The following is a 14,638-nucleotide window of genomic DNA, read 5'->3' on the forward strand; positions in this document are numbered from 1 at the left end:
GCCGCCCCCTCGCTGCTGTCCGGCCCACCCCGCGAAATCTAGGAACGGGTGACTTCCCTGTGTTCCTGCTCGGTCGGCTTGATGATCTGGGAACCCTCGCCGTAAAAACCTCGGCTGAGCCGGACCCGCAGTCGCTGCGCGCGTGTGGGGCCGCCGTGAGCTCCGCCGGTGCCGTTGCCGTCGGCCGGCAGGGTGAGCGGGGCGTACTGCTCGTGCGCGGTCAGCGCGTGCAGTTCTTCCCGGCCGAGAGGTTCGTGCACCTCCACGTACTCCCCGTGCGGCAGACGCTTGACGATGCCCGTCTCCCGGCCGTGCAGCACCTTGTCGCGGTCGCGTCGTTGCAGGCCGAGGGCCCAGCGTTCGGCAACGAACCAGACGATGAGCGGTACGGCGAACAGGCCGACGCGGACCGCCCACGTGACGGCGTCGACGGAGACGTGGAGCCGGGTGGCGATCAGGTCGTTCGCCGCTCCGAAAAGTGCCACCAGGTACGCGCTCAGCCAGGCGGCGCCCAGTGCGGTGCGCACGGGCCGGTTGCGTGGCCGGTCGAGGAGGTGCCGTTCCCGGTCGTCGCCGGTCACCCATGCCTCGATGAACGGGTACGCGCCCATCGCGAGGAAGAGAACGACGCCCGCCACCAGCGGAACCAGGTTGTCGAGGGCGAGCGTGTGCCCCCAGGCGCTGATCTCCCAGCCGGGCATGACCCGCAGCAGACCGTCGGCCACGCCCATGTACCAGTCGGGCTGCGATCCGGCCGAGACCTGGTCCGGCCGGTAGGGGCCGTACAGCCAGACGGGGTTGATCTGCGCCACGGCCGCGACGAAGAAGATCACGCCGGCCACCAGGAAGAAGTATCCCGCCGACTTCACGAGACGGACCTTGGCGGGTATGCCGACGACGTTCTCGTCGGTGCGTCCCGGCCCGGGGTGCTGGGCGTGCCGGTGGCGGAGGGACAGGACCACGTGGGCGACGATCAGAGCCGTCATGAGGGCGGGGATCAGCAGGACGTGGACGGTGTTGAAGCGGGCGACCAGATCGTCGCCCGGGAACTGCCCGCCGAAGACGAACATCGACAGGTGGGTGCCGACGACCGGCACGGACAGAATGGTTCCGTTCACGACCGCCAGCCCGGTGCCGGACAGCAGGTCGTCCGGCAGGTCGTACCCGGTGAGCCCGCCGAACATGGCCAGGATCAGCAGGGAGAAGCCGAGGATCCAGTTGAGTTCGCGCGGCTTGCGGAACGCGCCGGTGAAGAAGACACGCATCATGTGAACGACCACGGCGGCGACGAATACCAGTGCCGCCCAGTGGTGTGCCTGCCGGATGAGCAGGCCGCCCCGCACGTCGAAGGAGATGCGCATCGTGGAGTCGAACGCCTCCGAGACCCGCTGACCCCGCAGCGGCGCGTAACTGCCCTCGTAGACCACCTGCTCCGACGACGGGTGGAAGTAGAAGGTCAGGTACACGCCCGTGATGACGAGGACGACGAAGCTGTAGAGGCAGATCTCCCCCAGCAGGAACGACCAGTGATCCGGAAACGCCTTCCGCAGTGCGCCCCGGGCCCGGCCGCGGTGCCCCAGCCGCGCTCCCGCCCACTCGGCGACCCTTTCACCCGATTCCTTCACGACACCACTCCCGAGTCAGGTCCGCCAACTTCCGACTCCCTTACGACCGCGCGTCGCGCGAAGATGTGACATGACACCGTCTCGGGTGCCGTCGGTGCCGCTCCGGAAGCAGCCGGCCGGTGACCGCGCTCAGCGGTCCTGCCCGAACCCCCCGGACGCCGGCCCGCGGGGGGACCGAACGGCGTCCGGAGCGCGACGCGCCTGCTCGGCTCCGTCGGCAGGTGCTGACCCGTGCTCCGGACCGGCGCCGCGGCGATCGCGGATCACAGTGTCGAGAACATGGTGAAACGGGTATCGCATCTCGACGTGATGCCGCGTCGCCCGGCAGGTGCGCCCGTCAGTGGCTCGCTCGGTTCTCGCCTCACGTGACCTTGACCGCCGCAACGCCGATACTGCCTGTGGAGGACTCCAGCCGCACGCCGTCGATCCGTCGCAGGGCCTGACACAGCGTCACCGAAGTGAGCCGACTAGGAGATTGTCATGAAGATGCTGATCAACGTCGCTGAGACCGTGGTCGCGGACGCACTGCGGGGCATGGCGGCCGCCCACCCCGAGCTGACCGTCGACGTGGACAACCGCGTGATCGTGCGGCGGGACGCTCCGGTGGCCGGGAAGGTCGCCCTGGTCTCCGGCGGCGGGTCCGGGCACGAGCCGCTGCACGGCGGGTTCGTGGGCCCCGGGATGCTGTCGGCGGCGTGCCCGGGCGAGGTGTTCACGTCTCCGGTCCCGGACCAGATGGTGCGGGCGGCGGCGGCCGTGGACAGCGGTGCGGGGGTGCTGTTCGTGGTGAAGAACTACACCGGTGACGTGCTCAACTTCGACATGGCGGCCGAACTCGCCGAGGACGAGGGCATCCAGGTCGCCAAGGTGCTCGTCGACGACGACGTGGCGGTGAGCGACAGCCTGTACACGGCCGGGCGGCGCGGCACCGGGGCGACGCTGTTCGTGGAGAAGATCGCGGGCGCCGCCGCGGACGAGGGGCAGCCGCTGGAGCGGGTGGAGGCGATCGCCCGGCAGGTCAACGACAACGCGCGCAGCTTCGGGGTGGCGCTCACCGCGTGCACCACGCCGGCCAAGGGCAGCCCCACCTTCGACCTGCCGGCCGGCGAACTGGAGCTGGGCGTCGGCATCCACGGCGAACCCGGCCGGGAGCGGCGGGCGATGATGACCTCGCGCGAGATCGCCGACTTCGCCGTGCACGCCGTCCTGGACGACCTCTCCCCGCGCAATCCCGTCCTGGTCCTCGTCAACGGCATGGGCGCGACTCCGCTGCTGGAGCTGTACGGCTTCAACGCCGAGGTGCAGCGGGTGCTCGCCGAGCGCGGTGTCGCCGTCGCCCGCACGCTCGTCGGCAACTACGTCACCTCCCTCGACATGGCCGGCGCCTCGGTGACCCTGTGCCAGATCGACGAGGAACTGCTCAGGCTGTGGGACGCGCCGGTCCGCACCCCGGCGCTGCGCTGGGGCATGTGACCGGCGAAGCCCCGCGCCGACCCACCCACCACACAAGGAGATCCCGTGCTCGACGCCGACTTCTTCCGCCGCTGGATGACGGTCACCGCCGCGTCCGTGGACCGCGAGGCGGAACGGCTCACCGCCCTCGACTCCCCCATCGGCGACGCCGACCACGGCAGCAATCTGCAGCGCGGGTTCAAGGCCGTCGTCGCCGTGCTGGAGAAGGAGGCCCCGGACACGCCGGGCGCGGTCCTCACGCTCGCCGGGCGGCAGCTGATCTCCACGGTCGGCGGCGCGTCGGGGCCGTTGTACGGCACGCTGCTGCGCCGGACCGGCAAGGCGCTCGGGGACGGCCGGGAGGTGAGCGAGGCAGGGCTGTCCGAGGCGCTGCGGGCCGGGGTGGACGCGGTCATGGCGCTCGGGGGCGCCGCCCCGGGCGACAAGACCATGATCGACGCGCTGGTGCCGGCCGTGGAGGCACTCGGCGACGGCTTCGCCGCGGCGCGGTCCGCCGCCGAGGAGGGGGCGCTGGCGACGACGCCGTTGCGGGCCCGCAAGGGCCGGGCGAGCTATCTGGGTGAGCGCAGCATCGGCCACCAGGATCCCGGCGCCACGTCGTCGGCGCTGCTCGTCGCGGGGCTCGCGGAGGCCGCCGGTGCGTGACGGCGGGGGCGAGACGGACCAGAAGGGCGCGAAGACGGTAGGCATCGTACTGGTGTCGCACAGCGCGGAGGTGGCCGCGGCCGTGGCCGAACTGGCGAAGGCCCTCGCGGGCGGCGTGGCGTCGGTGCCGGTCGCGGCGGCGGGCGGCACCGAGGACGGCGGTATGGGCACCAGCGCCGGACTGATCTCCGCGGCGGCCGGGTCCGTGGACCGGGGCGCCGGCGTCGCGGTGCTGGCCGATCTGGGCAGCGCGGTCCTCACCGTGAAGGCGCTGCTCGCGGAGGAGGACGAACTGCCCGACGGCACACGCCTGGTGGACGCCCCGTTCGTCGAGGGCGCGGTGGCCGCCGTCGTCACCGCGGCGACGGGCGCCGGCCTCGACGCCGTGGAGGCGGCGGCCATGGAGGCGTACACGTACCGGAAGGTGTAGCGGACCGGCACCCGGCCGCGGCGCGCGCTCCGGGGCGCTCACGCGCTCGTTCCCCGCGGTGGCCGGCACACGGCAGCGGGTCCGGGCGCGGGCCGCCGCCGTGGGGTTCCTCGCCCCGGACGCGGCGAGCGGCGTCGACGGCGCGGTCCTGCCGGCAGCCGCCGGCCGGGCGGTCGGCAGCCGATGGCCGGGCAGCCGTCCGGCGGTCCCGGTGGTCGGCTGCCGCGTCACCGGCCGGTCATGAACTTCAGGGCCAGCCGCTCCCCCGCCGTCACGACCGCGCCGCGGCTCTGGACGGGGCGCGCGAGGGACCGCTTGAAGACGATGTAGGTGACCCCGGAGGACACACCGCCGCCCTGCGGATCCGGGCGGATGCCGAGGCCCGCGGCGGTGGCGTAGGACGCCTCGCCGATGATGCCCTTCGGGCCGATGTCGCCCACCACCGCGTACTGCACGCGGTCGCGGTAGACGACGGCGGCGACCGACCCGCCGCGGATCCCGTGCCTGCGGTGGTCCCAGATGCGGCTGGCGGCGGGCACCACGATGTACGGCACGCGCTCGGCGCTCAGATGACGGCCGTCGGACTGCGTGAAGGCGGTGGCGGTGGAGAAGGCGGGATCGGTGTCGCCGTTGCAGCGCGGGCCGGGACGCCCGTCGCAGTCGATGTCCAGGTCGGCCTTCCAGTAGACCGCGTCGCGGGTGCCGCAGACCCGGATGTCCGCGGGACGGCCGACGTCGGTGCGGTAGCGGCCCCGTGAGACCTGCACACAGGGCCGCGCCCTGGCCAGCAGGGCGGCGGCGGTGACCGGGGTGTGCCGCCACGCCGCCGGCGCCTGCTGGACGCGGATCTGAACGGTGGCCGGGGGGACCGTCGGAGCGAGCAGGGCGGCGCTTGCCGCGGCCAGCGTCAGCGACTGGACACGCACGATGGGGAAGCCTCTCCTGGGGGGACACTGACAGACACCCGGCCCACTCTGATGACCTTCCCGGCGCGCGGCCACCGCTGGGGGGCCGTATGGTGCAACCCTGTACCCGGACAGGGGCCGGGCACCTGAGCCTGCGTCGGCTCCGGCTGCCCGGCCGCCCGCGTCCGGCGCGGGATCAGCGACGACAGCGGCCCGCGCCACCGGCGAGAACTCCCCAGCCCTCATGGGAAGTTCGCCGTGAAGAGCTTCAGCATACGTAACTCCCGCGGCAGCCCACCAATGACGGCCTCTTGCCGTGATCCCACCCGCGCCGCCATATTGGTCCGGACCAATATCGCCGTACCGCCCCTGGAGGCACAGCCGTGCGTCGCGCCGCCCTTCTCCTGTGCCGACTGCTCGCCCTGTGTGCCGTCCTGGTGCCCGTCGTGTCCTGCGGCCAGGACGGCACGGGCGACGAGGGCCGGCTCCCCGGGGCGCCCGACGGCGTCACCGCGACGGCGGGCAGCGCCACCAGCGTGCACGTCATGTGGAACGCGGTGCCCGCCGGTTCCCGCATCCGCGCCTACGAGGTGTACCGGGGCGCCACCAAGGCGGCGCGGGTGCCCGGTTCCGCGCACATGGTGGACGTCACCAGGCTCAGGCCGTCCACCACGTACGTGTTCACCGTGCGGGCCCGTGACGCCGCGGGGCGGCTCGGGCCGCACAGCCGGAAGGTGCGGGCCAGGACACCCGCGGCGGTGGCGACGGACACCGCGCCGCCGACCCGGCCGGGCAGCACCCGCGGCCGCACGGCGGGCAGCCGGGCGGTCCAGCTGTCCTGGTCCGCGTCGAGGGACGACCGTGCCGTGGTGTCGTACGACGTCTGCCAGGGCGGCACGAAGATCCACAGCGTGGGCGGGGGCCAGCGGGCGGCCGTCGTCACCGGACTGCGGCCGGGCACCCGATACTCCTTCACCGTGCGGGCCCGCGACGCGGCCGGGAACGTCTCACCGCCCGGCGCCGCCGTCCGGCTGACCACCCCCGGCTCCGACGACGGCCGGGACACCGCGCCCACCGGCTTCCGCGCGGGCACGCACCGCGCCGACGGGGCGTACTACATCGATCTGAGCTGGGTCCCGCCGCGCACCGACGGCCCGGTCACGCGGTACGAGATCCGCCTCGACGACCGCAGGACCACCTCGCTGGTCTTCGGCGGCGACCCGCCGCGCGGCCGGGCGGACTACAGCTTCTACGCGGGCCGGGAGGCCGGGGTCGGCCACCGGGTACGGATCCGGGCCGGTCTGCCCGACGGCACCTGGGGCGGCTGGTCGGCGCAGCGGTCGGTGACCACGGGACCGGGCCCGGCCACGCGGCCCTGACGGGAGAACCGGAGGACGGCCCGGAGGACGGCGGGTGTCACCCGGACGGTGGGCGGCGTCACCCGCCCGGCGGCCGTCCGCATGCGGGACGCGGCCGGGACACGTTGGCTTCCTGTGAAGGCAGCACGGGCGTTCCCCGATCCTCGGCGGCGCAAGGGATGTACCGCCAACCGTGCCGCCGGAAGGCAGTGGACATGCGCAATTCAAGGCCACCCGTTCCCCGTTCGCTCCTGACCGCGGCAGCCGCCGCCGCGCTCCCGCTCGCCCTGGCCGCCGGGCCGGCCGTGGCCCAGGGGTCGGGCATCTCGGTCAGTACCAGCGGTTCCACGGTCTCGGTGACGACCACCGCCTGCTCCCGGACCACCGGCAGCGGCAGCTTCGGCACCGCTTCCCTGCTCAACAGCAGCCAGACGAGCTTCGCCCAGGGCCGGCAGGTGGCGCTGTCCGGCACCACCGCCCTGCAGACGGCCGCCTTCCAGGGGGTGGCCCCCGGGACGTACACCGTGATCGTCATGTGCTCGTTCGACAACAGCGTCGCGGGCACGCAGTCCGTCGTCGTCTCCGCGGCCACCCCCACCGTCACTCCGACGATCTCGGCCACGGCCACGGCCACGCCGTCACGCGGGGTCATGGGCGGGCTCGGCGGCGCCGTCCGCGACTACGGCCCGGTGACGCTGGGGGTGGGCAGCGCCCTGGTCGGCGCGGGCGTCATCGCCACCGGCTGGTACCTGCGCCGCCGTTCCAAGCCGCACCGGCTGTGACCGTCCGCCGGTGACCGCGGCGGCGCTCATGCCGCCGAACGCTCATGCCGCCGGACGCTCATGCCGCCGGAGGGCCGGGCAGTTCGGCGAACTCCTCCAGGGCCCGCGTCAGCCACCGTGTCCAGAAGGTCTCCAGGTCGATGCCGGCGCGCAGCACGAGGTGCTGCAAGCGGTCCTGGGCACCGTCCTTGCCGGGCGGGAAGTCGCGCTTCTCGATCTCCTCGTACTCGGCCAGCTGCCGCCGGTGCAGGTCGAGATGGCGGCGCAGGTCGTCCTGAAGGCCCGCGGTCCCCACCACGGCCGCCGCGCGCAGCCGCAGGAACAGCGGGTCGCGCAGCGGCCGCGGGTCCTGCGGTGCGGCGGTCCAGCGGGCCAGTTCGGCGCGGCCCGCGGGCAGCACCTCGTAGCACTTCTTCTGCCCGCGGGCCGGCTGCTCGGACGGCAGGGCGCGGATGTGGCCCTCGGCCTCCAGCTTTCCCAGCTCGCGATAGATCTGCTGATGCGTCGCCGACCAGAAGTAGCCGATCGACCGGTCGAACCGGCGGGTCAGCTCCAGCCCCGAGGACGGCTTTTCCAGCAGGGCGGTGAGGATCGCGTGCGGGAGTGACATGGGGGTCATCCTAGGGACGGCGCGTCCCGCCGGATCAGAGGGCGGCCGCGACCTCGGTGCCCTGCTTGACGGCGCGCTTGGCGTCCAGTTCGGCGGCGACGTCGGCGCCGCCGATCAGGTGCGCGGCGCGGCCCGCGGCGACCAGTTCCTCGTACAGCTCGCGGCGCGGTTCCTGCCCGGTGCACAGCACGATCGTGTCGACGGCCAGCACCGTGCTCTCCTCGCCGACGGTGACGTGCAGTCCGGCGTCGTCGATGCGGTCGTAGCGCACGCCCGGCACCATCGTCACGCCGCGGTGCTTGAGTTCGGTGCGGTGGATCCAGCCGGTGGTCTTGCCGAGGCCGGCGCCGACCTTGCTGGTCTTGCGCTGCAGCAGGTGGACGGTGCGCGGCGGGGCGGGCCGCTCGGGTGCGGTGAGCCCGCCGGGCGCGCGGTAGTCCATGTCGACGCCCCAGTGGCGGAAGTACGTCGCCGGGTCCTCGCTCGCCTTGTCGCCCGCGTCGGTGAGGAACTCGGCGACGTCGAAGCCGATGCCGCCGGCGCCGAGGATCGCGACGCGGTCGCCGACGGGCGCGCCGTCGCGCAGGACGTCGAGGTAGCCGACCACGCTGGGGTGGTCCACGCCGGGGATGTCGGGGACGCGCGGGGTGACGCCGGTGGCGACGACGACCTCGTCGTAGTCGGCGAGGTCCGCGGCGGAGACCCAGGTGTCCAGCCGTACGTCCACGCCCTCCTCGGCGAGCCGGTGGCGGAAGTAGCGCAGCGTCTCGTCGAACTCCTGCTTGCCGGGGACCCGGCGGGCGACGTCGAGCTGGCCGCCGATCTCGCTCGCGGCGTCGAACAGGGTGACGGCGTGGCCGCGTTCGGCGGCGGCCACCGCGCAGGCGAGTCCGGCCGGGCCCGCGCCGACGACGGCGACCCGCTTCTTCAGCCGGGTCGGGGCGAGGACCAGTTCGGTCTCGTGGCAGGCGCGCGGGTTGACCAGGCAGGAGGTGATCTTGCCGCTGAAGGTGTGGTCGAGGCAGGCCTGGTTGCAGCCGATGCAGGTGTTGATGGCCTCGGGCGTGCCGGCGGCGGCCTTGGCGACGAAGTCGGGGTCGGCGAGCATCGGACGGGCCATCGACACCATGTCCGCGCGGCCCGAGGCGAGCAGTTCCTCGGCGACCTCGGGGGTGTTGATGCGGTTGGTGGTGACGAGCGGTACGGACACCTCGCCCATGAGCCGCTCGGTGACCCAGGTGTAGGCGCCGCGCGGCACCGAGGTCGCGATGGTGGGGATGCGGGCCTCGTGCCAGCCGATGCCGGTGTTGATGATCGTGGCTCCGGCGGCCTCGACCGCCTTGGCGAGGGTGATCACCTCGTCCAGCGACGAGCCGCCCGGCACCAGGTCCAGCATGGACAGCCGGTAGATGATGACGAAGTCCTCGCCGACGGCCTCGCGCACCCGCCGGACGATCTCGACGGGGAAGCTCATGCGGTTCTCGTACGAGCCGCCCCAGCGGTCGGTGCGGTGGTTGGTCGGCGCGGCGATGAACTCGTTGATGAGGTAGCCCTCGGAGCCCATGATCTCGACGCCGTCGTATCCGGCCAGGCGGGCGAGGCGGGCGGCGCGGGCGTAGTCGTCGATGGTCCGCTCGACCTCGGCGTCGGTGAGCTCGCGCGGCACGAAGGGGCTGATCGGGGCCTGGAGCGGGCTCGGCGCGACCAGGTCGGCGTGGTAGGCGTACCGGCCGAAGTGCAGGATCTGCATCGCGATCCGCCCGCCCTCGCGGTGCACGGCGTCGGTGACCACGCGGTGCCGCTCGGCCTCCGCCTCGGTGGTGAGCTTCGCGCCGCCCTCGTACGGCCGGCCCTCCTCGTTGGGTGCGATGCCGCCGGTGACGATCAGGCCCACTCCGCCGCGGGCGCGCTCGGCGTAGAACGCCGCCATGCGCTCGAAGCCGCCCTCGGCCTCCTCCAGGCCGACGTGCATGGAGCCCATCAGGACGCGGTTGGGCAGCGTGGTGAAGCCCAGGTCGAGCGGGCTCAGCAGGTGCGGGTAACGGCTCATCGGCCCCTCCGTGCGCGGTGTGGTGCCTCAGTTGTAGAGGACGCCGCGCCGCTTGTGCAACTAGTTGCACAAACGTGGGGGCGTGACGCGGGCCACCGTCGGACACGGTGGCCCCGAGCCGTCTCGCGTCACCGGCTGGTGAGCCGCAGGTGGACGTCGCGCTCCTGGTCGCCGGAGGCGCCGGTGAGGTCCCGCACCGAGAACAGGGAGCCGAGCGTCGTGCGCAGCCGGTCCACCGCCCAGTAGCCGCCCTGGACGTCCGCGGTGACGGTTCCGGAGAGGTGGGCGGGCGCGCAGCTCCCGCGGGTGTCGGTGACGTCGAACGTGCCGAGCCACACCGTCGGCCGCGTCTCGTCCAGCCGTTCCGGCACGTCCTCGGCGCACCGGTCGGACGCGAAGCACGCGCACAGGGTGTCGAACACGATCCGGGCGTCCTCCTCGCTGCAGTCGCTGATCTCGACGGAGACCGATTCCGGATGCCTGTCCATCGTGGTCGCTCCTTCCGTGGGTGGGCCGCCGCCCCACGGGACCGTCTCCCCGTACGGCCGCGCCCCACCCACCAGAAAAGCACCACATCACCACGGCGGCATCAGCACGGGCGCACCGCCTCGCGGGCGCATCGCCTCTCGGGCGCATCGCCCCGGCGCGGCCCCGCCCGCCCAGGCGCCCAAGCGCTCAGCCGCTCACCCGCTCACCCGCTCACCCGCGGGTGAACCGGTACGTCTTGCTGTCGGTCAGCACGCAGAAGCCCGGGGAGACCACGATCACGCGCAGCGTGCCGGTGCGGCGGTCGTAGTCGATCCCCTCCGCCTCGAAGGTGCCCGAGCAGGCGCTGCGCAGCGGCAGTTGCCGCAGGGCCGTGACCTGGCCGGAGACGTCCGAGGTACCGTTCGGCGGCGCGGACAGGTCGATCCGGAGCAGCGGCTTGGTGACTCCGAACAGCGTGCCGTCCGGGTCGTCCGAGGAGCACAGCAGCGTCGTCGGGCCGGAGAAGTCGCAGCCCTGCACGTCCCGCACGGCGTGGCCGAGGCGGACGGTGGAGACCTGGGGCAGGTTCGCCGAGGGCGAGGCGGCCGGGTTGACGCCCGGGGTCGGGAAGACCAGCAGCCGGTTCATGGTGCCGTACTCGCCCGCCAGCATCCACTGGCCGTCGGGCGAGACGGCGACCCAGGAGTTGTTGAGCGCCTCGCCCGGGCCGAGCGCGTGGGTGTACTCGGACCAGGTTCCGTCCGGAGCCTGCACGCGGAACATCTTCGCGGCGCCGTCGTCCCGCTGGTACGGCTCGATGTAGTGGCCGTCGTAGGAGGCGTCGGGGTCGCCGACGTGGTTCCAGCCGCGGCTGGACACGCCGAGGGGGATGGTGCCGATGCCGGTGTAGCGGTTGGCGCTGCCGGCCGGGACCTCGACGGAGGCCAGCCCCTGGCTCTCGGTCAGCGGGTCGGCACGGTCGGAGCCCACCTCGGTCCAGGTGTCGGCGGCCGAGGCGGCCGGGGTGTCGGCGAGGACGGCCAGTACGGCGAGAGCGGCGAGGGCGGCCGACGTGGCGGTACGGCATCGCCGGGTGCGCAGCGGCATGGGGGCTCCTCCATGGGGGCGTGGGGTCGGCGGACAGTCTGACCCGCCCGTGTAGTCATGTACAGACCAATGAGGGAAGGCGTCGGCCGGGGAACGGCCCGCCCGGTGCTGTCGTCACCCACTCGCCGGACACCTCCGGCCGTGCCGGGGGACGCTGGAGGACGACGAAGGCGTCACAGGGACGGTTGAGCGCGGTAGAACAGGGGAGTCGGCACGGGGGAACGGCGTGCCGCGCAAGGAGGCGGAGGCGGTGCGTGCATGAGTGCACCTGAGTTCCCGTGGGCCGACGGCGACGAGTCGATACGGCCCAGCGGCCTGCTCGACGTGCTGCGGGTGGCCTCGGTGGTCCTGGACGCCCGCGGGCGCATCGTGCTGTGGAGCCCCCAGGCGGAGGAGCTGTTCGGCTACACCGCCCCGGAGGCGCTCGGGCAGTACGCCGCCCGGATCATGGTGCACGAGCAGCATGTCGACCTGGTGATCAAACTGTTCGCCGACGTCATGCACACCGGCCAGAGCTGGGCCGGGGCCTTCCCCGTCCGGCGCAAGGACGGCAGCACCCGTCTGGTGGAGTTCCGCAACATGCGGCTGCTGGACGACCAGGGCGACGTCTACGCGCTCGGCCTGTGCGCCGACCAGTCGACCGTGCGGCAGCTGGAACGCGACGTGGCGCTGTCCACACGGATGATCGCCCAGTCGCCGAACGGGCTGGCGGTCCTGGACACCGACATGCGGTACGTGTCGGTCAACCCCGCGATGGAACGGCTCAACGGCATACCGGCGAGCGAGCACATCGGACGCACGGTCCGCGAGGTCCTGCCGCACCTCGACGTCGACGGCATGGAGGCCGCGATCCGCGAGGTGCTGGAGACCGGCTCACCGCTCGTCGGCCACCGGGTGGTCGGGCACACCCCGGCCGACCCGGACCAGGAACACGCCCTGTCGATCTCGCTGTACCGGCTGGAGGACGCGCTCGGCACCGTGCTGGGCGTGGCGGTCTCCGTCGCGGACGTCACCGACCAGCACCGGGCGGGCATCGAGGCGGAGACGGCACGCCGCCGGCTCGCCGTCGTCGCGGACGCCTCGGCCCGCATCGGCACCACCCTGGAGCTGGAACGCACCGCCCTGGAACTGGCCGACGTGGCCGTCCCGGAACTGGCCGACGTGGCCGCCGTCGACCTGCTCGACGCGGTCGCGGAGGGCAGACGCAGCAGCCTCGGTCCCGCGGAGTCCGCGGTGATCCGGGCCCTGGCCGTGCGGGCGGACAACGCCCCGCAGGCGCTGCGGGCGGCCGATTCTCCGGGGCAGGTGGCGGCCTACGGCCCCGACCGCCTGGTCACCGAGTGCGTGCGCACCGGCCGCCCGGTCCTGGTCGCCGAGGTCCAGGACGCCGACCTGCCGCGCATCGCCCGCTCCCCCGAGGCGGCGGAACTGCTGGCCGGCGCGGGCGTGCACTCGTACCTGGCCGTGCCGCTGATCGCCCGCGGGGAGGTGCTCGGCGCGCTCGACCTGAAGCGCACCCGCAACCCGCTGCCGTTCACCGAGGACGACCTGCTGCTCGCCCGGGAGCTGGCGTCCCGGGCGGCGGTGCAGATCGACAACGCCCGCTGGTACCAGAACGCCCGGAACACCGCGCTCACCCTGCAACGCAGCCTGCTGCCCAGCCACCCGCGGGTGACCGGCGGCCTGGAGGTCGCCTCCCGCTACCAGCCGGCCGGCACCACCACCGAGGTCGGCGGCGACTGGTTCGACGTCATCCCCCTGGAAGGCGGCAGGACGGCACTGGTGGTGGGGGACGTGATGGGCAGCGGGATCACCGCCGCGGCGACCATGGGCCGGCTGCGCACCGCGACGAACACGCTGGCCTCGCTCGGCCTCGACCCCGCGCGTCTCCTGGAGCACCTCGACCGGATCACCGAGGGCCTCGACCACTCCATCGCGACCTGCGTGTACGCCGTGCACGACCCTCAGTCGCGGCAGTGCCGGATCGCGAACGCCGGGCACCTGCCGCCGGCCCGGCTGCGCGAGGGCCGACGCCCGGAACTGCTCGACCTGCCCACCGGAGCGCCGCTGGGCGTGGGCGGCGTCGCCTTCTCGACCACCACGATCGACCTCTCGCCCGGCGACCGGCTCGTGTTCTACACCGACGGCCTGGTGGAGACCCGGCAGGACCCTCTCGACGAGCGTCTGGAGGCGCTCCTCGGCCTGCTCGGCGGACCCGACCGCCCGCTGGAGGAGGTGTGCGACCTCCTGCTGCGCACCCTCTACCAGCCCGACAACCCCGACGACGTGGCGCTGCTGATCGCCCGGGTGCAGCAGCCGGGCTGACCGGCCGCGGGGCGACCCGCCCGGGGGCGGTTTCCCCGGAAATCCGTTATCCAGTCCTTATCGTCCCCAGCCCACAATGGGAACAGAGCAGGACAAGGCAGGGCACGCGGAGACCGGGTGCCGTGGCCGATGGGAGCGAGCCGTGACGCACGAACCGACACCGGAGCGGGAAGTGACGACGGGTCCGGGCGGACCGGACCGTCCGCCGGGCGCGGGCCGAGGCAGGCCGTGGCGGGGCCGGTCCCGCCGGGCACGCCCGGTGATGGCGGCGGTCACGGTCGCCGTCTTCGCCCTCGGCGGCACCGTCGCCCACGCAGCGGCCTCGGACGGAGCCGGTGGGGGCGCCGCCGCCTCCCCGTCCGCTACGCCGTCGCCGGAGGGAACCGGCCACCGGTGCGCGTTCCGCATGGGCGTGCACGGCGAGTCGACCGTCAAGGACCCGGACACGGGCAAGTGGGTGGTGCGCGCCTGGCAGCGCGGCACCGTCCAGAAGGTCTACGACGACCAGGTGACCGTCAAGAGCGAGGACGGCGCCGCCTGGACGTGGACGGTGAACAAGAACACCGTCGTCTTCCACGACGGCAACAAGGCCTCCGGCACCGGCTACCTGAAGAAGGGCGAGAAGGCCGCCCTGGTCGGGCCGCACTCCGGCAACACGCGGACCGCGATGTACGCCATGACGGGCAACTGGGGCGAGGGCCGCTACGACGGGCACCACGACGGATGCGATCACGGCATGATGCAGGGGCATGAGAACGGATCCGACCACGACATGCCCGGGTACGGCGACGGATCCGGCCACGGCATGATGCAGGGGCACGGCCCCCGCTAGCGGCGGATGTCGTCGCCGTCGGCAACCC

Annotated in this window: 13 protein-coding genes; 7 read left to right on the forward strand and 6 right to left on the reverse strand. The window is 73.3% G+C overall.

Annotated elements, in window-relative coordinates:
* Positions 1 to 38 precede the first annotated feature (38 nt).
* On the reverse strand, positions 39 to 1,625 hold the full coding sequence (locus VKA29_RS22790; protein ID WP_324787798.1) for a ubiquinol-cytochrome c reductase cytochrome b subunit: 1,587 nt from the start codon (positions 1,623 to 1,625) through the stop codon (positions 39 to 41).
* 480 nt (positions 1,626 to 2,105) lie between these two features.
* Between VKA29_RS22790 and dhaK the strand changes: the two genes are divergently transcribed.
* From dhaK to VKA29_RS22805, 3 genes are read left to right on the forward strand one after another with little or no spacing between them, the layout of a single operon-like run.
* On the forward strand, positions 2,106 to 3,098 hold the full coding sequence (dhaK, locus tag VKA29_RS22795; RefSeq protein WP_324787799.1) for a dihydroxyacetone kinase subunit DhaK: 993 nt from the start codon (positions 2,106 to 2,108) through the stop codon (positions 3,096 to 3,098).
* A 45-nt stretch (positions 3,099 to 3,143) separates the two neighbouring features.
* The gene (dhaL, locus tag VKA29_RS22800; protein WP_324787800.1) at positions 3,144 to 3,743 is read left to right on the forward strand and encodes a dihydroxyacetone kinase subunit DhaL; all 600 of its coding nucleotides are present in this window, start codon (positions 3,144 to 3,146) and stop codon (positions 3,741 to 3,743) included.
* A complete protein-coding gene (locus VKA29_RS22805; protein WP_324787801.1) occupies positions 3,736 to 4,173 on the forward strand; it encodes a PTS fructose transporter subunit IIA in 438 nt (145 codons plus the stop codon). The genes dhaL and VKA29_RS22805 overlap by 8 nt, the downstream gene beginning before the upstream one ends.
* 227 nt (positions 4,174 to 4,400) lie before the next feature.
* Here VKA29_RS22805 and VKA29_RS22810 read toward each other — a convergent pair whose 3' ends face one another.
* Positions 4,401 to 5,099 (reverse strand): glycoside hydrolase family 75 protein, encoded by a 699-nt coding sequence (locus tag VKA29_RS22810; protein WP_324787802.1) that lies wholly within the window; start codon positions 5,097 to 5,099, stop codon positions 4,401 to 4,403.
* A 362-nt stretch (positions 5,100 to 5,461) separates the two neighbouring features.
* On the opposite strand from VKA29_RS22810, the gene VKA29_RS22815 reads away from it, so the two are divergent.
* Positions 5,462 to 6,457 (forward strand): fibronectin type III domain-containing protein, encoded by a 996-nt coding sequence (locus tag VKA29_RS22815; protein ID WP_324787803.1) that lies wholly within the window; start codon positions 5,462 to 5,464, stop codon positions 6,455 to 6,457.
* A gap of 194 nt (positions 6,458 to 6,651) precedes the next feature.
* A complete protein-coding gene (locus tag VKA29_RS22820) occupies positions 6,652 to 7,218 on the forward strand; it encodes a hypothetical protein (RefSeq protein ID WP_324787804.1) in 567 nt (188 codons plus the stop codon).
* A gap of 58 nt (positions 7,219 to 7,276) precedes the next feature.
* Here the strand turns inward: VKA29_RS22820 and VKA29_RS22825 are convergent, their stop codons facing one another.
* From VKA29_RS22825 to VKA29_RS22840, 4 genes are all read right to left on the reverse strand, one after another.
* Positions 7,277 to 7,828 (reverse strand): PadR family transcriptional regulator, encoded by a 552-nt coding sequence (locus VKA29_RS22825; RefSeq protein WP_324787805.1) that lies wholly within the window; start codon positions 7,826 to 7,828, stop codon positions 7,277 to 7,279.
* 34 nt (positions 7,829 to 7,862) lie between these two features.
* Positions 7,863 to 9,878, reverse strand: a complete 2,016-nt coding sequence (locus VKA29_RS22830) for an NADPH-dependent 2,4-dienoyl-CoA reductase (RefSeq protein ID WP_324787806.1) — start codon at positions 9,876 to 9,878, stop codon at positions 7,863 to 7,865.
* Positions 9,879 to 10,006: 128 nt separating this feature from the next.
* Entirely contained in the window at positions 10,007 to 10,366 is a 360-nt protein-coding gene (locus tag VKA29_RS22835; RefSeq protein ID WP_324787807.1) for a hypothetical protein, read from the reverse strand.
* A 211-nt stretch (positions 10,367 to 10,577) separates the two neighbouring features.
* Positions 10,578 to 11,453 carry a hypothetical protein gene (locus VKA29_RS22840; protein ID WP_324787808.1) on the reverse strand — a complete coding sequence of 292 codons (876 nt, stop codon included), beginning with the start codon at positions 11,451 to 11,453 and terminating at the stop codon, positions 10,578 to 10,580.
* Positions 11,454 to 11,711: 258 nt separating this feature from the next.
* Here VKA29_RS22840 and VKA29_RS22845 point away from each other — a divergent pair, with 258 nt between their 5' ends.
* Both VKA29_RS22845 and VKA29_RS22850 read left to right on the forward strand, forming a co-directional pair.
* Positions 11,712 to 13,778: a SpoIIE family protein phosphatase gene (locus VKA29_RS22845; RefSeq protein WP_324787809.1), complete on the forward strand. Its 2,067-nt coding sequence runs from the start codon at positions 11,712 to 11,714 to the stop codon at positions 13,776 to 13,778.
* A 262-nt stretch (positions 13,779 to 14,040) separates the two neighbouring features.
* Positions 14,041 to 14,610 (forward strand): hypothetical protein, encoded by a 570-nt coding sequence (locus tag VKA29_RS22850; protein WP_324787810.1) that lies wholly within the window; start codon positions 14,041 to 14,043, stop codon positions 14,608 to 14,610.
* Positions 14,611 to 14,638: the final 28 nt, after the last annotated feature.

The organism is Streptomyces sp. H51, from assembly GCF_035656535.1.
Classification (GTDB): domain Bacteria; phylum Actinomycetota; class Actinomycetes; order Streptomycetales; family Streptomycetaceae; genus Streptomyces.